This window comes from Terracoccus luteus (genome assembly GCF_003635045.1).
In the GTDB taxonomy this organism is placed as follows: Bacteria; Actinomycetota; Actinomycetes; order Actinomycetales; family Dermatophilaceae; genus Terracoccus; species Terracoccus luteus.
Window position 1 is genome coordinate 2,857,363 of record NZ_RBXT01000001.1, and the last position, 19,924, is coordinate 2,877,286.

The 19,924-nt window shown below is 74.0% G+C and carries 17 protein-coding genes, 2 tRNA genes, 1 other RNA gene and 1 pseudogene; 9 read left to right on the top strand and 12 right to left on the bottom strand.

Going from position 1 to position 19,924, the window contains the following annotated elements; genetic code table 11:
• Nucleotides 1-21: 21 nt before the first annotated feature.
• The 3 genes from DFJ68_RS12990 to DFJ68_RS13000 form a co-directional block, all read right to left on the bottom strand.
• Nucleotides 22-690, bottom strand: coding sequence for a lysophospholipid acyltransferase family protein (locus DFJ68_RS12990; RefSeq protein ID WP_121033826.1), 669 nt, complete (start codon nt 688-690; stop codon nt 22-24).
• A 99-nt stretch (nt 691-789) separates the two neighbouring features.
• A complete protein-coding gene (locus DFJ68_RS12995; protein ID WP_121033829.1) occupies nt 790-1,593 on the bottom strand; it encodes a class I SAM-dependent methyltransferase in 804 nt (267 codons plus the stop codon).
• 106 nt (nt 1,594-1,699) lie between these two features.
• Nucleotides 1,700-4,486: a DNA polymerase III subunit gamma and tau gene (locus DFJ68_RS13000; protein WP_121033831.1), complete on the bottom strand. Its 2,787-nt coding sequence runs from the start codon at nt 4,484-4,486 to the stop codon at nt 1,700-1,702.
• Between the two features lie 153 nt (nt 4,487-4,639).
• On the opposite strand from DFJ68_RS13000, the pseudogene DFJ68_RS19105 reads away from it, so the two are divergent.
• The 5 genes and pseudogenes from DFJ68_RS19105 to DFJ68_RS13025 all read left to right on the top strand — a co-directional run.
• A pseudogene (locus tag DFJ68_RS19105) lies at nt 4,640-5,298 on the top strand (L-histidine N(alpha)-methyltransferase); the annotation flags it as partial.
• A 223-nt stretch (nt 5,299-5,521) separates the two neighbouring features.
• Nucleotides 5,522-5,983, top strand: coding sequence for a DUF3817 domain-containing protein (locus DFJ68_RS13010; RefSeq protein ID WP_121033833.1), 462 nt, complete (start codon nt 5,522-5,524; stop codon nt 5,981-5,983).
• Between the two features lie 230 nt (nt 5,984-6,213).
• Nucleotides 6,214-6,870, top strand: coding sequence for an ABC transporter ATP-binding protein (locus DFJ68_RS13015; protein ID WP_121033835.1), 657 nt, complete (start codon nt 6,214-6,216; stop codon nt 6,868-6,870).
• Entirely contained in the window at nt 6,867-8,327 is a 1,461-nt protein-coding gene (locus DFJ68_RS13020; RefSeq protein ID WP_121033837.1) for a hypothetical protein, read from the top strand. Before DFJ68_RS13015 ends, DFJ68_RS13020 begins: the two co-directional genes overlap by 4 nt.
• Before the next feature lie 32 nt (nt 8,328-8,359).
• Nucleotides 8,360-9,604, top strand: a complete 1,245-nt coding sequence (locus DFJ68_RS13025) for a GNAT family N-acetyltransferase (protein WP_121033839.1) — start codon at nt 8,360-8,362, stop codon at nt 9,602-9,604.
• On the opposite strand, the gene DFJ68_RS13030 is transcribed toward DFJ68_RS13025, so the two are convergent.
• Entirely contained in the window at nt 9,588-10,814 is a 1,227-nt protein-coding gene (locus DFJ68_RS13030; protein ID WP_121033841.1) for an MFS transporter, read from the bottom strand. The two genes, DFJ68_RS13025 and DFJ68_RS13030, sit on opposite strands and share 17 nt — an antisense overlap.
• A 167-nt stretch (nt 10,815-10,981) precedes the next feature.
• Here DFJ68_RS13030 and DFJ68_RS13035 point away from each other — a divergent pair, with 167 nt between their 5' ends.
• Entirely contained in the window at nt 10,982-12,064 is a 1,083-nt protein-coding gene (locus DFJ68_RS13035) for a LacI family DNA-binding transcriptional regulator (protein ID WP_121033844.1), read from the top strand.
• Nucleotides 12,065-12,125: 61 nt separating this feature from the next.
• Here the strand turns inward: DFJ68_RS13035 and ffs are convergent.
• An RNA gene (gene ffs / locus DFJ68_RS13040) (signal recognition particle sRNA small type) lies at nt 12,126-12,224 on the bottom strand.
• A 156-nt stretch (nt 12,225-12,380) separates the two neighbouring features.
• Between ffs and DFJ68_RS13045 the strand changes: the two genes are divergently transcribed.
• Both DFJ68_RS13045 and argF read left to right on the top strand, forming a co-directional pair.
• Nucleotides 12,381-12,465 (top strand) — tRNA-Ser (locus DFJ68_RS13045).
• A 118-nt stretch (nt 12,466-12,583) separates the two neighbouring features.
• Nucleotides 12,584-13,753, top strand: a complete 1,170-nt coding sequence (gene argF, locus DFJ68_RS13050; RefSeq protein WP_121033846.1) for an ornithine carbamoyltransferase — start codon at nt 12,584-12,586, stop codon at nt 13,751-13,753.
• Between the two features lie 128 nt (nt 13,754-13,881).
• Here argF and DFJ68_RS13055 read toward each other — a convergent pair whose 3' ends face one another.
• On the bottom strand, nt 13,882-14,412 hold the full coding sequence (locus DFJ68_RS13055) for a LytR C-terminal domain-containing protein (protein WP_121033848.1): 531 nt from the start codon (nt 14,410-14,412) through the stop codon (nt 13,882-13,884).
• A 129-nt stretch (nt 14,413-14,541) separates the two neighbouring features.
• On the bottom strand, nt 14,542-14,838 hold the full coding sequence (locus tag DFJ68_RS13060; RefSeq protein ID WP_121035358.1) for a type II toxin-antitoxin system VapB family antitoxin: 297 nt from the start codon (nt 14,836-14,838) through the stop codon (nt 14,542-14,544).
• A 43-nt stretch (nt 14,839-14,881) separates the two neighbouring features.
• Here DFJ68_RS13060 and DFJ68_RS13065 point away from each other — a divergent pair, with 43 nt between their 5' ends.
• Nucleotides 14,882-16,459, top strand: a complete 1,578-nt coding sequence (locus DFJ68_RS13065; protein ID WP_420823660.1) for a helicase HerA-like domain-containing protein — start codon at nt 14,882-14,884, stop codon at nt 16,457-16,459.
• A gap of 39 nt (nt 16,460-16,498) precedes the next feature.
• On the opposite strand, the gene DFJ68_RS13070 is transcribed toward DFJ68_RS13065, so the two are convergent.
• The 5 genes from DFJ68_RS13070 to DFJ68_RS13090 form a co-directional block, all read right to left on the bottom strand.
• On the bottom strand, nt 16,499-17,035 hold the full coding sequence (locus DFJ68_RS13070) for a VanZ family protein (protein WP_121035359.1): 537 nt from the start codon (nt 17,033-17,035) through the stop codon (nt 16,499-16,501).
• Nucleotides 17,036-17,113: 78 nt separating this feature from the next.
• The gene (locus DFJ68_RS13075; protein ID WP_121035360.1) at nt 17,114-18,115 is read right to left on the bottom strand and encodes an aldo/keto reductase; all 1,002 of its coding nucleotides are present in this window, start codon (nt 18,113-18,115) and stop codon (nt 17,114-17,116) included.
• Between the two features lie 142 nt (nt 18,116-18,257).
• The gene (locus DFJ68_RS13080) at nt 18,258-19,124 is read right to left on the bottom strand and encodes a helix-turn-helix transcriptional regulator (RefSeq protein WP_170165769.1); all 867 of its coding nucleotides are present in this window, start codon (nt 19,122-19,124) and stop codon (nt 18,258-18,260) included.
• Between the two features lie 185 nt (nt 19,125-19,309).
• On the bottom strand, nt 19,310-19,666 hold the full coding sequence (locus DFJ68_RS13085; protein ID WP_211333362.1) for a hypothetical protein: 357 nt from the start codon (nt 19,664-19,666) through the stop codon (nt 19,310-19,312).
• A 165-nt stretch (nt 19,667-19,831) separates the two neighbouring features.
• Nucleotides 19,832-19,921, bottom strand: a tRNA-Ser gene (locus tag DFJ68_RS13090).
• Between the last annotated feature and the right edge of the window lie 3 nt (nt 19,922-19,924).

A 19,924-nucleotide genomic window follows, 5' to 3' on the forward strand; every position in this document is an offset into this window, starting at 1 on the left:
AGACGTCCGCGGGTGGCTCGTTCAGGCCGCGGACCCCGGGACGTCGTTGTACGTGTCGGCCATCTGCTGCCCGCTGAGGGCGGCGATGGCGGCCATGACCTCGTCGGTCAGCTCCCTGCGGGCCCGGCCGGCCGGCATCCCCCGGTAGCGCTCGACCCCGATGGGCTCGCCGAAGCGCACCGTGACCTTGGCCAGCTTCGGGAAGCGGGCCCCGACGGGCTGGATCTCCTCGGTGCCGATGAGGCCGACCGGCACGACCGGCACGTCGGCGGTGAGGGCGAGCCAGGCGACGCCGGTGCGGCCGCGGTAGAGCCGTCCGTCGCGCGAGCGGGTGCCCTCGGGGTAGATGCCGAAGGCGTCACCGGCGCGCAGCACCTCGAGGGCCTTGTCGAGGCTCTCCTGCGCGGCGCTCGTCGAGTGCCGGTTGACCGGGATCATGCCGACCGCGGTGAAGAAGCCCTTGCGCAGGGCGCCGCCGACACCGGGCCCGGTCCAGTACTCCTCCTTGGCGAGGAAGCGCACCTGCCGCGGGCTGGCCAGGGGGATCGCGAAGCTGTCGATGAACGACACGTGGTTGCTCGCGACGACGACCCCGCCCGTGCGCGGCATGTTCTCCTTGCCCTCGATCGTGGGCCGGTAGAGCGCGTGGGACAACGGATACAGCACGTTGCGGCCCAGGCTGTAGAACATGCGCCCACCCTAGGCCGCGCGGCAGCCGGGCGAGCGCGACGACCACCGGTCGGTTCGCGCGCGGTGGGCCGGTGGCGTCACGACCCCGTCACGACCCCGTCACGACCCCGGGACCCGGGCGCGCACCGCCCACGCCCTCGCCCGCACCGGCGCCGGCGGGTCGCCGAGCCGGTCGAGGCAGCGCCGGCGCACGGCCTCGACCGTCGCGGCGTCGGCCTCGGCCACGAAGTCGCCGGCCGGCCCGACGCCGAGGGTGTACGGCTCCCACCACTGCGCGAAGGACGGGTGGTCGACCCTCACCTCGACCGACCCCTCGTCGACGACGACGAGGCCCGCCTCGACGCACAGCCGCCCGAGGTCGCCCTCCGTGGCCCCGGGGCGGACCGACTCGTCGGGCGCGTCCGGCGCCACGTCGTGCACCGCCGCCCAGAACGGGCTGAGCGGCCCGCTGGCGCCGGCCAGGTCCCAGACGCACGCGGCGACGGTGCCCCCCGGGCGGGTGACGCGGCCCATCTCGCGCAGGCCGCCGACGGGGTCGGTCATGAAGTGGACGACGAGCTGCGCCAGCGCCACCTCGACCGTGTCGTCGGGCCACGGCAGTGACTCGGCGCCGGCCTGCACCACCTCGACGCCGGGGCACCGTTGCCGGGCGGCGGCCACGAAGGGGGCCGACGGGTCGGCGGCCAGGACGCGCGGCGCCCCGACCCGGTGCACGAGCTCGGCGGTCAGCGCCCCGGGCCCGCAGCCGACGTCGAGCACGCGGTCGGTGGAGGCGTGGGCAGACCGGGCCTTCGTGACGTGGGCGCCGGCGACGACGCCGGCGAAGTCCGCGAAGCGGGGCGCGAGCGGCACGGAGTAGCGCCCCATGAAGCGGTCGTAGGCGTCGGCGACCTCGAAGGCCATCGCCCGAAACTACTCCCGCGGTCCGGTGACGGCCAGCCCTTCGCGAGGCCGCTTCGGACGGCAACTCGGCCGTCCGCGGCGACGACCGGGCCCAGCTCGGGCGGGCCTACTCGGCCGAGTCGGACAGCACGCGCCCGCCGAACACCCTCTCGACGACGCTGCGCCCGACGTCGCCCGACACCTCGATGTCCTCGTCGTCGTCGCTCACGGCCGAGTCGTCGCCCCGCGCCTCCGGCGGGGCGGCGGCCTCGGATGCCGGTGCGCTGGGCCCGGCGCCCGCGCCCGCCTTGCGGGCCTGCGCGAACGACTCGCGGACCGCGCTCACCCCGCTGCGGGTCGTCGCGGCCTTGACCGTCGGGGAGGGGCGGCCCGCGCCGTCGGCGGGCTGGTCTTCGGCCCCGTCGCCGGACCCGACCGGGGCTCGGGTGGGAGCCGCCGGCGGGGCGCTCATGGCCGCACCGCCCGACGTGGACGGGGCGGACGGCGGCGCGGACCGGGAGGGCGAGGCGGACGGGCCCGACGGGCCCGCCGGAGGCGCCGTCGCCCAGTCGGGCGCCGGGCCGGAGGTGCTGCCCCAACCGGCGTTGGTCTGCAGGGAGCGCGTCGGCTGCTCGGCGCGGCTGCCGCCGCCCGAGACGTTGCCTCCACCGTTGGACGGCGCGCCCTGGTCTCGCGTGGGCGCGGCACCAGCGCGGGGCGCGGTCATGCCCGGGTTCTGGGCCGCGTCGGGCGCGGACCACGTCGACGGGCCCGCCCCCGGTGCGTCGGCGCCACGACCGGTGCCGGCGTGGCCGCCGCCGCCGTCGGTCGGGGCCGACGAGCCGACGAGGATGCCGAAGCCGCTGGAGCCGCTGCGGTCACCGAAGTCGCCGGAGGGACTGCCGGGGCCGAGGTCGGGGTCGCCCGACCCGGCGTCGGGCAGGGGCACCCCGTCGACCCGGGCGTCGACCCCGAGCTCGTCGATGAGGGCCTGGCGCACGAGCTCGGCGTGGTTGCCCGAACGGAACGTGTTGGTCAGCCCGACGGTTCCGATGCCGAGCGTGAGGACAGAGCCGTCGTAGCCGAGAACCTGGGCGTGCTGGGAGACGAAGGTCCACGTCGCCCGGCGCATGCCGAAGATGCGGCCGAGCACATCGGGCCAGGCCCGGCGGATCGCGTCGGTGTCCATGCCCCCGGAGGCCGCGGCCGCTCCCCCACCGGACGGCGCCGTCGCACCGGCCTGGTGCAGGGCCGCGTCGTCGTCGGTCAACGAGGGCCCGCCGACGGACTCGGTCGGCGCCGCCACCGGTGGCGCCCCCACCTCGGCCCGCGCCGCGGCGATGTCGGCGGCCTGCTCCGGCGACACCGGCGGCTGTTCACCGCCGTCGCCGCGGTGGGAGCCCGGACCACCCGGGCCGCTGGGGGCGCTCCAGCCGGCACCCGGCCGGCGGTCGCCCGTGGGCTCGCCCGTCCCGGCCCCGTCACGGGTGGCCTCCCGACGCGTCGCCTCGGGGCTGAGCGCGCCGGCCGTGACGGCGGCGTGCGGGGGCGTGAAGTCGGTCGTCGTGCGGCGCGGGGCGGTGACCGCGCCGTCGTGCCCGCCGCGCTCACCGGCATCCTGACCGGGCGCCCCCGCACCGCCGGGCTGACCGCCGGACGGGGAGCCCGGGGCACCACCGTGCGGCGCGGGGCTGACCGGCATCCGCGGCGGTGAGGTGGGATGGCCCTGCCCGGCAGCGGGCGACGGCACCCCGCCGACGTCGAGGCGACGCTCGAGGCGGTCGAGCCGGGCGGCGTAGCCCTGCTCGCCCGACGACGCAGGCAGCAGGATGCGCGCGCAGATGAGCTCGAGCTGGAGGCGCGGCGAGCTGGCGCCGGTCATCTCGGTGAGGCCGGCGTTGACGATGTCGGCGGCCCGCGACAGCGCGCCCTGGCCGAAGGCCGCCTGCTGCACACGCATGCGCTCGAGCTGGTCGTCGGGCACCCCACGCAGCACCTGGCCGGCGCCGTCGGGCACGGCGGCCACGACGATGAGGTCACGGAGGCGCTCGAGGAGGTCCTCGACGAAGCGGCGCGGGTCGTGGCCGCTCTCGATGACCCGGTCGAGCTGGCGGAAGGTGGCGGCGCCGTCACCCGCCGCGAGGGCGTCGACCGTGGCGTCGAGCAGCTCGCCGTCGGTGAAGCCGAGCAGCGAGACCGCCCCGTCGTACGTCAGGCCCTGCTCGCCGGAACCCGCGATGAGCTGGTCGAGCACCGACAGCGAGTCGCGCACCGAGCCGCCGCCCGCGCGCGTGACGAAGCTGAGCACGCCCGGCTGCACCGCGACGTGCTCGTGCTCGAGCAGCCGCTCCATGTACGCCGTGAGCTTGGCCGGCGGCACGAGCCGGAAGGGGTAGTGGTGGGTGCGCGAGCGGATCGTGCCGATGACCTTCTCGGGCTCGGTCGTCGCGAAGATGAACTTCACGTGCTCGGGCGGCTCCTCGACGATCTTGAGCAGCGCGTTGAAGCCCTGCGGCGTCACCATGTGCGCCTCGTCGATGATGTAGATCTTGAAGCGGCTCTGCGCCGGGCCGTAGCTGGCCCGTTCACGCAGGTCGCGGGCGTCGTCGACACCACCGTGGCTGGCGGCGTCGATCTCGATGACGTCGACCGAGCCGGCGCCCCCGCGGGCGAGGGCCACGCACGAGTCGCAGACACCGCACGGCTCGGGGGTCGGGCCCTGCTCGCAGTTGAGGCAGCGCGCGAGGATGCGCGCGCTCGTCGTCTTGCCACAGCCGCGTGGCCCGCTGAAGAGGTACGCGTGGTTGACCCGCCCCGTGCGCAGCGCCTGCATGAGCGGCTCGGTGACGTGCTCCTGGCCGATGACGTCGGCGAAGCTCTCGGGCCGGTAGCGGCGGTAGAGGGCGGTGGCCATTCCCGAACCCTAACGGCCCCCACCGACCGCGGCGGATGCCGTCGTGGTGCCCTGTGCACGACCCGTCGGTGACGGGTGGGTGACGTCTCACCCGCCGCAGGTGCGCTCGACGGGCGACTGTCACCGGGGCTGCCCAGAGTCGAGAGACGCTCGATGCGGCACCCGCCTGCGACCGCCAGGCCGAGGAGGCCCGATGCCCGTGACCAGCACCGCCCCCGCCCCTACCCCGCCCCCGCCCCTACCCCGCCGCTGCCCCTGGCCCCGCCGGAGTACTACCCGAACGAGAGCGAGCGCAGCATCCTGCAGGCGCACGCCGACGACATCGTCGCCGCCTGTGACGCGACGACCGTCGTCGAGCCGGGCAGCGGCACGAGCGACAAGGCGCGCACGCTGCTCGACGCCTTCGCCGAGCACGGCCGGCCCGAGCGGTTCGTGCCCGTCGACGTCTCCGAGCAGACGCTGCGCGACGCCGCCATGCTGTCGCGGCGCTACCCGGCCTCGCGGTCGAGGCCCTCGTCGGCGACTTCACCCTCCACCTCGGGCGCCTGCCCCGGGGCGGCCGCAGGCTCGTCGCCTTCTTCGGCGGCACCATCGGCAACGTCTACGTCGAGGAGCGCGCCGCCTTCCTCGGCGCGCTGCACGACAGCCTCGAGGCCGGCGACTGGTTCCTGCTCGGCACCGACCTCGTCAAGAGCGCCGACCGGCTCATCTCCGCCTACGACCACAGCCGCGGGGTGACCGCCGCCTTCGTCACCAACGTGCTGCACGTCGTCAACCGCGAGCTGGGGGCCGACTTCGACGTCGACGCCTTCTCGTACGTGCCGTTCTGGGACCCGCACGAGCAGCGCATGGACCTGCGCCTGCGGGCCGAGCTGGCCGCCGGCCGGGTTCGCCGTCAACCGCGTCTTCACCGACCCCGACGGCGACTTCGCCCTCACCCTCGCCCGGCGGGAGGGCTGAGCACCGGTTCAGCCGGCCGGGCCGTCTCTGCGACACTGGTGCCGCCAGTACGACGCACCGTAGGAGACGCCCGGCATGACCCCTCGCACGCTCTACCGCCGCATCGCCCTCGCCGAGGTGGTGACGTGGTCGCTGCTGTTGATCGGCATGGTCCTCAAGTACGTCACGAAGACGACCGACGTCGCCGTCAGCGTCTTCGGGCTCGCCCACGGCGTCGTCTTCATCGCCTTCTGCCTCGTGACGGTCGTGCTCTGGGTCAACCAGCGGTGGTCGCTGCGCACCGGCATCCTGGGCCTGCTCAGCGCGGTGCCGCCCCTGCTCACCGTCTGGTGGGAGCACCGGCTGGAGCGCCGCGGCCTCCTCGAGGGCGGGTGGCGCCTCGCCCCCGGCGGTGACACCCCCCGCAACCCCGCCGAGCGCGTCGTCGCCGCGCTCACCGCCCGACCGGCCGTCGCCGCAAGCGTCCTCGTCGTCGCCGTGGTCGCCCTCACCGCGGTCGCCCTCCTCGTCGGCCCACCCGTCGGCTCCCAGGGCTGAGTCAGACCCTCCGTCACACGCTCGGCCGTCCGAGCGGTCGCGCGACCGCGCGACCGGGCCGGATGCCGGGTGGCCCGGTCCCCTCGCAGCCGCACGGCCTACGGTGGGCGCGACAGGCGTCGCACGGGTCGACGCCGGTCGGCACGCATCGGCATCCATCGGCACGCATCGGCACGCATCGGCACGGGAGCGACACGGGTCGTCACGAGCCACCACCGGGAGGCAGGTAGATGGGCACGGTCGCGGTACTCGTCGGCGAGGTGCGGGCGGACGGCGTGGGCCGCACGGTCGACACCACCACCCTGCTGGTCCCCACGACCGTCCACGCGGACCCCGGCGAGTGCGTCGTCCTGCGCGGCCCCAACGGCTCGGGCAAGACGACGCTGCTGCGCATCGTCGGCGGGCTGCTGGCCCCGACGGTCGGCACCGCGACGATCGGCGGCCGCGAGGCCGACGAGCGCGACCGGGCGGTCCGCGCGGCGGTGGCGGCCCTGCTCGGTGCCCCGACGACCTACCGCGACCTCACTCTCATCGACCACCTCGTGCTCGTCGACTCGACGTGGGGCGGCGACCCCGACACCTCCGACGACCGCGGCCTCGAGCTGCTCGGCGCCCTTGGCATCGACCACCTCGACGACCGCTTCCCGCACGAGCTGTCCTCGGGCCAGGAGCAGCTGTTCCGCCTCGCCCTGACCTTCGCCAGACCCTCGAGCGTGCTACTGCTCGACGAACCGGAGCAGCGGCTCGACACGGTCAAGCGCCAGGTCGTCGCCGGTCTCGTCGAGCGGCGCACCGCCGAGGGGACCACGGTCGTCATGGCCTGCCACGACCCCGAGCTGACGCAGCGGCTGGCCACCACCGTCGTCGACGTCGCCCCCGCACGATGAGCAGGTGGCCCCGCCGCGCCGGATCCGAGCCCGACGATCCCGCCGGGGGGCTCGCCGCCGACGAGAGTGACGAGCCCGACACGGAGGTCGTCACGCTCGACGACGCGGCCCTGCTCGCGGAGGCCGACTGGGTCATCGGGGGTGAGGAGGCGCAGAAGGCGCGCCGCCAGGCCCTCTACGTCGCCTACGTCGTCGTGCTCCTCTCGGCCTTCTACGGCTTCCCGTTCGTGCAGGCCGTCTTCCGCACGACGGACCAGCAGACCCTGCGCGACCAGCTCACCTCGCCCGTCGCCCTCGTCGTGCTGGTCGCCGCCGTCGCGGGGATGCTGCTGGCCGCCCTGTGGGTGGGACGGTTCCGCGGGCCCGTCGTGCCCCCGCTGCCGTGGATCGACCTCGTCGTCACCGCACCGGTCGACCGGGCCCGGTCGGTGCGGCGCTGGTGGCGCTACGCGCTCGCCGGCTCCGTCTTCGTCGGGGTCCTCACCGGGACGGTGCTGGGCGGTGGGCTGGCCTTCGCGGGCGCGACGAGCCCGGTGGCCGTCGCCGTGGGCGCCGGCGCGGGACTGCTCGTCGGCGTGCTCGTCGCCCACCTGTGGCTGCACGCCCAGGTGCGCTCGTACCCCAGCCCCAACCTGCGGCTGGGGCTCGTCTGGCAGGTGCCCGACTCGCTGCGCGAGCTGCACGTGGAGAGCCTGCGCGCCCACTCGGCCAACACCTCGACGCTCTCCGGCTCGGCCATGACCGGCAACCTGCGCACGGCCCGACTCGCCCTGGCCCGCCCGGTCCGCTTCGCCCGGGCCACCCGTCTGCGCCCCGGCCGTCCGTTCCCGACGCTCGTGCGCCGCGACGCGCTCGGCATGCTCCGGGCGCCCAGCTCGTTCGGCGCTGGGCTCGGCCTCGCCGCGCTCGGTGCCGCCGTGACCGTCTGGGGCCTGATCACCCCCGCGGCGCCCGGCATCGCCGTCACCATCGGCATCGTCCCGCTCTACCTCGGCTTCGGCGCGTGGTCGGAGGGTCTTCGGCTGCAGGCCGACAACGTCGGCACCCCGTCGCTCATCGGCACCGGCCCTCGCACCGAGGCCGTGGCCCACCTCGTCGTGCCCGCCGCCTTGACGACCCTCGTGCTCGCCGCGGCGACCGCCCTCTCGGCACTGTCGCGGACCCCCGCCCCCGCGGCGCTGCTCTGCCTCGTCGCGCTCGTGCCGCTGCTCGCCGGCGGCCACCTGCTCGCCGCCTTCCGCGGCACCGCCGCGCCGACCGTGCAGTCGAAGCCGCAGGCCCTGCTGTTCTGGTACCTCACCCCGGCCCTCGTCGTGCTGCTGCTCGCCTCGCTGCTCGCGTTCATCGAGAAGTCCGACCTCGACAACCTGCTCGTCGCCGTCTTCTGGCTCGTCTACGGCACGGTGGCGTGGGGCCTGCACCGGGTGCGCCGCCTCACCCACGAGCACCGCGGCTGACGGGCCGTCCGCGCGTCGCTAGGTTCGCCCCCATGACCGTCGAACCTCGCCCCTTGGCTGCACGCGCCCGCCTGCGCACCCGCGACGCCGTGGAGGCCGACCTGCCCGCCATCCTGTCCATCCGCAACCGCTCGTTCGGCCCGCTGCGCACCGGGGAGCACGAGTGGTGGCAGCGCGTCGCCGCCGAGACCCTCGGCGGTCGCATGCTCGTCGTGGTCGACGACACCGACACGGTCGTGGCGAGCGGGCGCATCCGGCCCTTCGAGCAGGCGTGGGGCGGGCGCGTGCAACCGATGGGTGGGGTGGCCGGCGTCTACGTCGAGCCCGGCGCCCGCGGCGGGGGTGTCGGCACGACCCTGACCCGGGCCCTGCTCGCCCGCATGGCCGAGCTCGGGGATGCCGTGTCGTGCCTCTACCCGACGACCGCGGGCCTCTACCGGCGGTCGGGCTACGAGGTGGGGGGCGTGCAGCAGCGGCTCACGTGGCCCGGCCACGCGCTGAGGTCGCTGGCCCGCGGACCGGGCACCGCGGCATCCGGGCGGGTGCGGCCGGCGCGCCCCGACGACGCCGCCGGCCTCGCCGCCCTGCACCGACGCGCCCTCGCCCGTGACCGGGCCAGCGGGCCGATGCCGCCCACCGAGGCGGTGTTCGCGCGCCACCTCGCCGACCCCGACACCATCGCCTACGTCGCCGACGACGGCTTCGTCGTCTACGAGCTCGACGGCTCCGCGGTCACGTTCGAGCACCTCGTGGCCGCCGCGCCCGACACCGCTCGCGCGCTGTGGTCGCTCGTCGGATCGGGCTCGTCGGCGGCGCCGACGGTGCACGCGTGGCTCGACCCGAGGGACGCCGTCGGGCTCGTGCTCGACGAGCTGCCGGCGACCGAGGTGCGCCAGGTGCCGTGGATGGCCCGGGTCGTCGACGTCGAGCGCGCCTTCGCGGCCCGCGGGTTCGCCCCACACCTCGAGATCGAGGCCGTCGTCGCGGTGACCGACGACGTGGTGCCGGCCAACTCGGGCCGGTGGCACCTGCGGGTCAGCGGCGGCGAGGGCACCGCGTCACGGGTGGGTGGCCCCGACGACGCCGGTCACGACGACACGACGGATGCCGGCCCGCTGCGTCTGGGCGCCCGCGGCCTCGCGGCGCTGTGGTGCGGCTGGACGGTGTCGCGGCTGCGGCTCGCTAGCCTCGGCGACGGCGGCGACGGGGGTGGGTCGGACGACGACGCGCTCGACGCGATCTTCGCCGGCGCGCCCCACCTCACCGAGTACTTCTGACCTCGTCGGTCGCGGCGGTCTGCGGCTCGCGCACCGACGGCAGCACGAGCAGCGCGACGACGGCCATGGCGCCGACGACGAGGAGCGACTCGAGCACGCCGACGTGGTCGCCGAGGAAGCCGAGCAGCGGCGGCCCGCCGAGGAAGGCGGTGTAGCCGATGGTCGACACGACGCTCATCCGGGCGGCCGCGCGACGGGGGTCGTCGGCGGCCGCGCTCATCCCGACGGGGAAGCCGAGGCTCGCGCCGACACCCCAGACGGCCGCGCCGACGAAGGCGAGCCAGGGCCCGCCGAAGACGACGAGGAGGCAGCCGGCGACGGCGGCGACGAACATGATGCGCAGCACCGGCACCCGCCCGTGGCGGTCGAGCAGCCGCGTGCCGAGCAGGCGACCGGCGGTCATGGCGGTGAGGAAGACAGCGAAGCCGAGCACGCCGGCCCAGCGCGGCAGGGAGTAGCCGTCCGAGAGCGCGACGGCCACCCAGTCGTTCGCGGTGCCCTCCGTGAAGGCGGCGGCGAGCACGACGACCCCGATGAGCAGGGTGCGCGGCTCGCGCCAGGCCGCCCCGAGACCGGCCTTGCCCGACGACTGCTCGCCGTCGTCGCCGACCTCGACCTCGCGCGGCAGGAAGGCCCGCAGGAACCACGGCACGACGCAGGCCATGAGCACGACGACACCGACGAGGTGGGCGACGATCGGCACGTGCAGGAAGGAAAGGCCGGCGCCGATGAGGGCGCTGACGACGGTGCCGCCGCTGAAGGCGGCGTGGAAGTGGGGCATGATCGCGCGCCGCAGCGCTCGTTCGACGGCCGCTCCCTCGAGGTTCATGCCGACGTCGAAGATGCCGGTGCCGATACCGACGAGGAAGAGGCCCGCCATGACGGCGGCCCGGTTGTGCAGCGCGTCGACGCCGAGACCGAGCCCGACGAAGCCGACGGCCTGCACCGCGGCCGCGCCGAGAAGCGTGCGGGCCGCGCCGAAGCGGTGCACGAGCCCGCCCGAGAGGGGCAGCCCGAGCACCGAGCCGGCCGAGGCGGCCAGCAGCGTGAGACCCAGCTCGCCGGCCGAGAGACCCAGCTGGAACTTGACGTCGGGCACGCGTGACGCGAAGGCCGCGAAGGCCGCGCCGTTGACGGCGAAGGCGACGAACACCGCCGTGCGGGCGGTGCGCACCTGCGCGCTCGGCGAGGTGGGGGTGGGGCTGGACATGCGCGAACCTCGGGATGGGAGTGCGGGGCGGGCGGGTCGGGCGGGTCGTCTGACGACGGCCGGACGGTCGTGGTGCGGGGCGGCAGGTGACGCCGGACGCCGCACGACTGGCGTCAAGCGTAGCGCTCGAATCGTTTCGGTTCGAATCGTTTCGATACACTCGCCCCATGCCCACCCGCGGTCGACCCCGACCCACCCGGCCCACCCTGCGCGACGTCGCCGACGCCGCCGGTGTGTCGGTCTCGACGGCTTCCCTCGCCTTCAGCGGCAAGGGCCCGGTGGCGACCGCGACGGCCGAGCGCGTCCGGGCGGCGGCCGGCTCGCTCGGCTTCACCGGCCCCAACCCGCTCGCCGCCTCGCTGCGGCAGGGACGCTCCGGCGTGGTGGCCGTGCTCGTCGAGGGCCGACTGCGCACCGCCTTCCGTGACCCCTTCGCCATCGCCGTGCTCGACGGCCTGGCCGAGGCCCTCGAGGAGCTGCCGGCGGGCATGCTGCTCGTGGGCCAGCCCACCGACGAGGGCGCCTCGGTCGTCCCCCGTCTCGCACCCCTCGCCCTCGACGCCGTCGTCTTCTCGCTCTGCGGGCCGGGCGAGAACCCGGCGGTCGAGCACCTCGCGGCCCGCGGGGTGCCCATGTTCAGCACGGGCGTGCCGGGCGACCGCCGGGTCACCCAGGTGCGCATCGACGAGCGAGCCGCCGGCGTGCTCGTCGCGCAGCACGTCCACGACCTCGGCCACCGCCGCGTCGCCCACGTCGCGCTGCCGATGCACCCGTCGAGCACGGCCGGGCCGGTGCTCGACGCGGAGGCGACGCCCGACCAGGTCACGGTGCCGTCGGTCGGTCGCCTGCTCGGCTACCGCGACGTCTTCGGCCCCGACGCTCCCGCGGTGCAGACCGGCGACGGCTCGTCGTTCGAGGGCGGCCGCCTGGCCGGTCGGGCGCTGCTCGACGTCCCGCCCGGACGGCGCCCCACCGCCGTGGTCGCACAGTCGGACGTCATCGCCGCCGGGGTCATCGTCGCGGCGGAGGAGCTCGGCCTGCGCGTGCCCGACGACCTCAGCGTCACCGGGTTCGACGGCGTCGAGCTGCCGTGGCTCCCCCACCGCATCACGACCGTCGACCAGCAGGGTCGCGAGAAGGGCCGACGGCTCGGCGAGCTCGTGCGACGACGACTGACCGGGTCACGGCCGCGGTCGGTCACGCAGCCGGTGTCGCTGCGTCCCGGCACCACGACGGCGCCGCCGCCCTGACGGGGAGGCCGGCCCACCGGCATCCGCGCACCGACACGGGGACCACCACCGACAGCGGGCGGACATGGGGACACCCCACGTACCTGGAAGAGCCCTCCTACCCTTGCTGCATTCCTGCCCTGGGGGAGTTCGGAGAGGTACCACCACGCGGGGTGCCGACGACGAGTGTATGCGCCGTCGGGCCGCGGGGCGAAACCGGCCGACCGGCCGCGGTGGCGGTGGCGCGTGCCGGCCACGACGCCCGGCACGCGTCGACGGCGGGTGGGCCGCCCGGGCGATTTCTTGTCGCCGGACGCCCTCCGGTAGCCTCCCCCACGGAGGATTCGCATAGTGGCCTAGTGCGCACGATTGGAAATCGTGTTGGGATAAAACCCTCGGGGGTTCAAATCCCCCATCCTCCGCCCGTCGAGGGCCCCGCTCGCCCCTGGCGACGGGGCCCTCGCTCGTTCCCTGCCGGACCGGCGGCCCACGTCACGGACCGCGTTGCCGCGCCGCGCGGCCACCTGACAGCATCGCCTGATGAACGGCTCCACCACGACCACCGGGACCACTGGGACCACCGGCACCCTCGGCACCCCCGGCAGCACCCCGGGCGACGACCGTGACGGTACGGCGGCGGAGGCCGGCGACGGCACGTCCGCGGTCACCGCATCCGACACCTCGCCCGTCCTCGACGCGCTCGCCCGCGTCGAGTCGCTGCGCGGACGCAACCTGCTGCGCGAGAGCGAGCTGACCGCCGACGAGTTCCGCGGCCTGCTCGACCTCGCCGCCGCCCTCAAGACGGCGAAGCGTGAGCGGCGCGAGCCGCGCCTGCTCGAGCGGCGCAACATCGCCCTCGTCTTCGAGAAGACCTCGACCCGCACCCGCTGCGCCTTCGAGGTGGCCGCCGCCGACCAGGGCGCGGCGACGACCACGCTCGAGCCGAGCGGCACCCAGATCGGGCACAAGGAGTCGGCCAAGGACACCGCGCGCGTGCTCGGGCGGTTCTACGACGGCATCCAGTACCGGGGCACGGAGCAGGCCGTCGTCGAGACGTTCGGCGCGTGGTCGGGCGTGCCCGTCTGGAACGGCCTGACCGACGACTGGCACCCGACGCAGTCGCTGTGCGACATGCTGACGATGCGCGAGCACTCCGGCAAGCCCGACGGCGAGATCTCCTTCGCCTACGTCGGCGACGCCCGGTTCAACATGGGCAACTCGCTGCTCGTCACCGGCGCCCTGCTCGGGATGGACGTGCGCATCGTCGCGCCGCGGCCGCTCTGGCCGGCTGACGAGGTCGTCGCCCTCGCCGGTCGCCTTGCGGCAGAGTCCGGTTCGCGCGTCACCGTGACCGACGACGTCGCCGAGGGCGTGCGGAGGGTCGACTTCGTGCACACCGACGTCTGGGTCTCGATGGGCGAGCCCGCCGAGGTCTGGGGCGAGCGCATCGAGACGCTGCAGCGCTACCAGGTGAACGCCGGGCTGCTCGCCGCGACCGGCAACCCCGAGGTGCGCTTCATGCACTGCCTCCCGGCCTACCACGACCTCGAGACCGAGGTGGGGCGACAGGTGCACGAGCAGTTCGGCCTGAAGGAGCTCGAGGTGACCGACGACGTCTTCGAGTCGGCCGCCTCCGTCGTCTTCGACCAGGCGGAGAACCGCATGCACACCATCAAGGCCCTCATGGTCGCCACGCTGGCCGACGTCTGAGCGGACCGGCCTCTGCCCTCGTCTCAAGCCGAACGGGCCGTGGCCCGCTCGTGGACGGCCGGATGCCGGGCAGCCGGCCCCGCGCCGGCCGTCATGTCCGCGGCGGACCGGGCCCACCGGCATCCGGGCTACGGGGTGACCGTCGGGCAGATCGGGGCGCCGGAGGTCGCGGTCGCGGCGGGCGGCTCGGCCCGGATCGCCTTGAAACCGTTGCCGAGGACGAGGTCGACGCTGTCGTCGGCGCGCTTGTCGTTGACGAGCACCGCACCAGCGACGCGCGACTGGACGAGCCGGGCGGACGCGGCACCCGAGGGCCCGAAACGGATCTGCGCCGACTGCTTGATGCTCGCCTTCTTCGGGTCGTTGGCGACGGCCTTGACCTTGAACCCGCGCTCGCGCACGACCTTGGCGGTGCTCGAGGCGAGTCCCTTGCGGGTGGTTGCGTTGTAGACGTTGAGCGTGACGTCGATCGGCTTCAGTACCGGGGCGGGGACGACCGTCGTGCACGGCACGGCCTGGGGCGTGGTGTCGCGGAAGTAGGTCGACGCGTAGTAGAACGCGCCGGCGAGTGCGAGCAGCACCACGATGACGACGATGGTCGACCGTCGTTGGCGGCGCACCCGGTAGGGGGTGGCCTCGCGTTCCTGGGTCTGGGTCATCCGCTCGCCTTGCCTCGTCGCGTCGGGCGGCGGCGCCGACGGTCCGGAGGGGTCTCAGGTGGGGCGGGCTGGGGGTCCCGCCGGGTACGGCGGCCCCACACCACCCTCCCGGTCGAGACCGAGGGTACGTCAGTCGAGCACGAGAACGCGGGCGTGCAACACCGGGCGTCCGGCCAGGGCCGCGCGCAGGGCCCGGTGCAGACCGTCCTCGAGGTAGAGCTGCCCCTCCCACTCGACACAGTGCGGGAAGAGGTCGCCGTAGAAGGTCGAGTCGTCGGCGAGCAGGTCACGCAGGTCGAGCGTGGCCTTCGTCGTGATGAGGTCGCCGAGCTGGACCACCCGGGGTGAGACGTTCGACCAGTCCTTCGTGCTCTCGACGCCGTGGTCGGGGTACGGGCGGGAGTCGCCGACGGCCTTGAAGATCACGCCGGACAGCATAGACACCGCTGCGCAGGGCCCGACGACTACAGTGCGAGAGGTGACTGACGCACCGGCAACCAGGTCCCAGATCGACGAGATCCGCGACGGCTACGCGAGCTCCGACGGCGTGCTCAAGCTCGGCGCCGCTGTCATCGACGGCACGGCGTATGCCGACGCCCCCGTGCAGATCCCGCTCAGCGTGCTCAACCGCCACGGCCTCGTCGCGGGCGCCACCGGCACCGGCAAGACGAAGACGCTGCAGCTCATGGCCGAGCAGCTGAGCGAGCAGGGCGTCCCGGTGTTCCTCGCCGACATGAAGGGCGACCTCTCCGGCATCGCGACCCCGGGCGAGAGCGGCGACAAGATCACCGAGCGCGCCACCGACGTCGGGATGCCGTGGACCGCGTCGGGCTACCCCGTCGAGCTCTACACGTTGGGCGGCAAGGGAACCGGCATCTCGATCCGCTCGACCATCACGAGCTTCGGGCCCACGCTGCTGGCGAAGGTGCTGGGGCTCAACGCGACCCAGGAGAGCAGCCTCGGCCTCATCTTCCACTACGCCGACAAGAACGGCCTGGCGCTACTCGACCTCAAGGACCTGCGGGCGGTCATCAGCCACCTGACGAGCGACGAGGGCAAGGCCGACCTCAAGGAGCTCGGTGGCCTGTCGAGCGCGACGGCCGGCGTCATCCTGCGCAACCTCATCACGTTCCAGGACCAGGGGGCCGACGCCTTCTTCGGTGAGCCCGAGTTCGACACCTCCGACCTGCTGCGCACGGCCTCCGACGGTCGCGGGATCGTCTCGTGCCTCGAGCTGCCCGGGGTGCAGGACCGCCCCCAGCTCTTCTCGACCTTCCTCATGTGGCTGCTCGCCGACCTCTTCCACGACCTACCGGAGGAGGGCGACGTCGACAAGCCCAAGCTCGTCTTCTTCTTCGACGAGGCGCACCTGCTCTTCAACGACGCGAGCAAGGCGTTCCTCGACTCGATCGAGCAGACCGTCCGACTCATCCGCAGCAAGGGCGTCGGAGTCTTCTTCGTCACGCAGTCGCCGAAGGACGTCCCCTCGGGGGTGCTGGCCCAGCTCGGCAACCGCGTGCAGCACGCCCTGCGCGCCTTCACCCCCGACGACGCCAAGGCCCTCAAGCAGGCCATCGCGACCTACCCGCACACCGAGTACGACATGCAGAAGCTGCTCACCAGCCTCGGCACCGGCGAGGCCGTCGTGACGGTGCTCTCGGCCAAGGGCGTGCCGACGCCGGTCGCGTGGACGCGCATGAAGGCGCCGAACTCGCTCATGGACCCCTCGCCCCAGGCCACCCTCGACGCCCTCGTGGCCGACTCCCCGCTCAAGGCCAAGTACGCCGACGTCGTCGACCGCGAGTCGGCCTACGAGCTGCTGACCAAGCGCCTGGAGGCGCAGACCCCGGCGGACGCGCCGGCCACACCGGCCCAGGAGCCCGCTCCGACGGCCGCCGAGCCCAAGCCCGCCCGCGCGCCCAAGGAGGAGCCCGGCCTCATCGCCCAGGTCGCCGGCAGCTCGGCCTTCAAGTCGATGCTGCGGTCGGCCGGCACGGTGCTCGGCCGCGAGATCACACGCAGCATCTTCGGCACGCGAAAGCGCTGACAGGGCAGGGATGCTCGCAGCCGGAGAGGTGTCCGGTTCTCAACGCCAACGAAACCGGTCGACCAGTCCGCGCACCGCGGGGATACGGGTCGCCGTCGACAGCAGCACGTAGCCCACCGCGCCGCCGACCACGTTCGAGGCGAGGTCGTCGACGTCGGCGATGTGACCGCCGCCCAGCACGTTCGCGGCGACGTACTGGGTCGTCTCGATGGCCAGGCTGGTCACGGCCGTGACCGACAACACGCGCCACCACGAGGGCCTCGTGAGCACGAGGGACACCAGCATCCCGAGCGGGACGAAGAGCGCGACGTTGAGCAGCGCGTCGGAGACCTCGTAGTCGGCCAGTGGCGCCAGGTCGAGGAACGCCGACCACGGCACGTCCCTGTCCGTCTTCCCGACGAAGACGGGGAACACGGTGTTCGCGATGATCCCGCCCAGGTAGACGCACAGCGCAGCGGCCACGGCGGCGCGGGGCACGGTCAGCCGTCCGCGTCGCCGCAGACGCCAAAGCAGCACGACGAACGCCGTGAGGGCGACGGGGAGCACGACCGGCAGGGCCGGTACCTCATGGAACACGGTGCTCCGGTCCTCGGTTCGGCTCACGGCGACGGACAGGCCGACGGACGGCCAAGGACGGGCGGCCCACCCGCCGGGTCACCAGCGGGGGTGGATGCTCTCGCGCAGGTGCTTGTCGTAGATGCGGCGCACACCGCCGTCGAATCCCTTTCCGAGAGCGTCGATCTCGCCCGCAGCCGCGTTGGCGCGGGCCTGCTCGACGTTGCGAGCGCCGGGGATGACCGACGACACCTGCGGCTGCTGCGCGAGCCAGGCGATGGCCGCCTGCGCCGGCGTCGTGCCTTCGGGCGCCTCGGCGCGGACGAGGTCGGCGAACTCCCGAGAGGCCCGCACCCCCGTCTCGAAGTCGACGCCGGAGAACGTCTCGCCGACGTCGAACGCGCTGCCGTCGCGGTTGTAGCTGCGGTGGTCGTCGGCGGCGAAGGTCGTGTCGAGGTCGTACTTGCCGGTGAGCAGCCCCGACGCGAGCGGGACCCGCGCGATGATGCCGACGCCGGCCTCGGCCGCGACGGGCAGCACCTCGTCGACCGGCTTGAGCCGGAAGGCGTTGACGATGATCTGCACGGTCGCGACGTTCGGTCGGGCGATGGCGGTCAGGGCCTGGTCGACGGTCTCGACGCTGACGCCGTAGTGCCGCACGGCGCCGCTCGCGACGAGCTCGTCGAGGGCCTCGAAGACCGCGTCGTCGGTGAAGACGTCGCTCGGGGGGCAGTGCAGCTGCACGAGGTCGAGGGTGTCCACCCCGAGGTTGCGCCGCGAGCGCTCCGTCCAGGCCCGGAAGTTCTCGGCCGTGTAGTTCTCGGCGACCTGGTCGACGCGCCGGCCCATCTTCGTCGCGACGGTGATGCCGGATGCCGGCCCGCCCCGGCCGGCGAGGAAGCGCCCGATGAGCTGCTCGCTGCGCCCGTCACCGTAGACGTCCGCGGTGTCGAAGAACGTCACCCCCGCGTCGGCCGACGCCTCGAGCACGGCGAGCGCGTCGGCATCCGACACCTCGCCCCAGTCGGCGCCCAGCTGCCACGTGCCCAGCCCGACGACCGACACCTCCGCGCCCGTGCGCCCGAGAACCCGCTGCTGCATGTGTCCGCCCGTCATCGTGGTGGTCATCGTGGTGGTCATCGTGTGGTCGTGGTGGCCCCGAGGGATCCCTCGGCGATCGGTGTGACCCCGGCCCACAGGGCCACGTACCCGGATGCCGGGTCGCGGCCCTCGTGACGCCGGCTCAGATCTCGTCGAGCTCGTCCAGGTCGTCGAGCTCGTCGGGGTCGACGCCGTCGGGGTCGCCGTCGGCATCGGCGAAGTAGCTGATGACGCGGATGTCGGGGGTGTCGCTGACGAGCATGACGAGCTGGACGAGCTTGACCACCTCGCCGCTGTCGAGACGGATCCGCTTGGTACGACCGCGGGTCGGGTCGGTGTCGTGCCGTTCCCACCAGTCGACGGCGGCGGGGTTGTCGGCGAAGACCTGGTCGAGCAGCGCGCTGAAGCCGGGGTCGTCAGGGTGGCGGGCGTAGGCCTCGCGGAAGAGCGCGAGCTGGTCGGCCGCCTCCTGCTCCCAGTCGACGAAGAGGGAGCGCGCCGCCGGGTCGCAGCAGTAGTACCAGAGCAGGTTGCGCTCGTGCTTCCGGCGCCGGCCCTCCCAGTCGCTGAAGAGCTGACGGGCGGTGTGGTTGGCCCCGAGCACGTCCCACCGGGCGCCGACGACGTAGGCCGGGTTGGGGTCGATGGCGTCGAGCAGCTCTTCGAGCTCGTCCGTCAGCATTTCGGGTTCGCTGCCCAGGCGCGGTGTGTCGCCGCTCGCGAGCGCGTGCAGGTGCGTGCGCTCGTCGGCCGTCAGGCGCAGCGCTCGGGCGAGCCCGTCGATGACCGACCGGCTCGGGTGCAGGTCCCGCCCCCGCTCGATGAGGTCGTAGTAGGCCACCGAGATGTTGGCCAGCTCGGCCACCTCGGTGCGGCTCAGACCCACCCGCCGGCGCCCCTTGTCGCGGCGGATGCCGACCTCCTCCGGCGCGATCTCGTGCCGTCTGGCGCGCACGAACTCCCCCAGCAGGGAGGGGGTTCGCACGCTGAGCGGGACCTCGGTCGTCATGGCGCACATCCTGCCAGCACGGCCACCACGGCGGGGGGCCGCTCACCCGGGTGACGCGGCCCACCGGCATCCGGCCCGCACGGCGTCTGGGCCCCGCGACGCGACAGGGGTGGTGAAGGGTTCGCGCCCCCCTGGGGGCCCATTCCCTTCACCACCCCTCCGGCCGCCACCGTCCGGCGTCCGGCTCAGCGACCGAGGTGCACCTCGGCGCCCTCGACGGCCTTGGCCAGCTGCCGCCCGAGGTCCTGCACCTGCGACTGCAGCACGTCGCGGACGGTGTCGTCCTCGACGGTGGAGACGATGTCGGCGACCGCGGACAGCCGGGCGACGTCCTGCGCCCACCGCGCCGGCTCACCGTCGATCTCGATGGTCGGGATGACCCGGGGGTCGAAGAGGTCCGAGAAGCGGTACGGCCCCGGGTCGGGGTCCGGGCCCGGCCAGGGCCACTTCCGCTGGACCTCCACGTACAACGGGATGCACACCCGCCTGCCGTCAGGCAGGTCGAAGCAGACCTTGCTCGCCATGACTTCCCCTTTCGTCACGGGTCGTTCGTGACCCGTGACGACAGAGGCGCGGCCACCCCGCGCTGATACCGGCGGCCCCGGGCGTGCCGGCCCACCGGCATCCGGCGTGTGGTCGGTGAGACGACGAGAGCCGGGCCCACACGCGGGTGGGCCCGGCTCGTCGGCGATGCGAAGGCATCGAGCTGGCGGTGGCGGTGGGATTTGAACCCACGGTGGAGTTACCCCCACACACGCTTTCGAGGCGTGCTCCTTAGGCCGCTCGGACACGCCACCGAG

What these genes read in the sequence shown, in the direction of transcription:
- DFJ68_RS12990 (WP_121033826.1), bottom strand. Translation starts at nt 690, where the DNA reads ATGTTCTACAGCCTGGGCCGCAACGTGCTGTATCCGTTGTCCCACGCG.
- DFJ68_RS12995 (WP_121033829.1), bottom strand. Translation starts at nt 1,593, where the DNA reads ATGGCCTTCGAGGTCGCCGACGCCTACGACCGCTTCATGGGGCGCTAC.
- DFJ68_RS13000 (WP_121033831.1), bottom strand. Translation starts at nt 4,486, where the DNA reads ATGGCCACCGCCCTCTACCGCCGCTACCGGCCCGAGAGCTTCGCCGAC.
- DFJ68_RS13010 (WP_121033833.1), top strand. Translation starts at nt 5,522, where the DNA reads ATGACCCCTCGCACGCTCTACCGCCGCATCGCCCTCGCCGAGGTGGTG.
- DFJ68_RS13015 (WP_121033835.1), top strand. Translation starts at nt 6,214, where the DNA reads ATGGGCACGGTCGCGGTACTCGTCGGCGAGGTGCGGGCGGACGGCGTG.
- DFJ68_RS13020 (WP_121033837.1), top strand. Translation starts at nt 6,867, where the DNA reads ATGAGCAGGTGGCCCCGCCGCGCCGGATCCGAGCCCGACGATCCCGCC.
- DFJ68_RS13025 (WP_121033839.1), top strand. Translation starts at nt 8,360, where the DNA reads ATGACCGTCGAACCTCGCCCCTTGGCTGCACGCGCCCGCCTGCGCACC.
- DFJ68_RS13030 (WP_121033841.1), bottom strand. Translation starts at nt 10,814, where the DNA reads ATGTCCAGCCCCACCCCCACCTCGCCGAGCGCGCAGGTGCGCACCGCC.
- DFJ68_RS13035 (WP_121033844.1), top strand. Translation starts at nt 10,982, where the DNA reads ATGCCCACCCGCGGTCGACCCCGACCCACCCGGCCCACCCTGCGCGAC.
- argF (WP_121033846.1), top strand. Translation starts at nt 12,584, where the DNA reads ATGAACGGCTCCACCACGACCACCGGGACCACTGGGACCACCGGCACC.
- DFJ68_RS13055 (WP_121033848.1), bottom strand. Translation starts at nt 14,412, where the DNA reads ATGACCCAGACCCAGGAACGCGAGGCCACCCCCTACCGGGTGCGCCGC.
- DFJ68_RS13075 (WP_121035360.1), bottom strand. Translation starts at nt 18,115, where the DNA reads ATGCAGCAGCGGGTTCTCGGGCGCACGGGCGCGGAGGTGTCGGTCGTC.
- DFJ68_RS13080 (WP_170165769.1), bottom strand. Translation starts at nt 19,124, where the DNA reads ATGACGACCGAGGTCCCGCTCAGCGTGCGAACCCCCTCCCTGCTGGGG.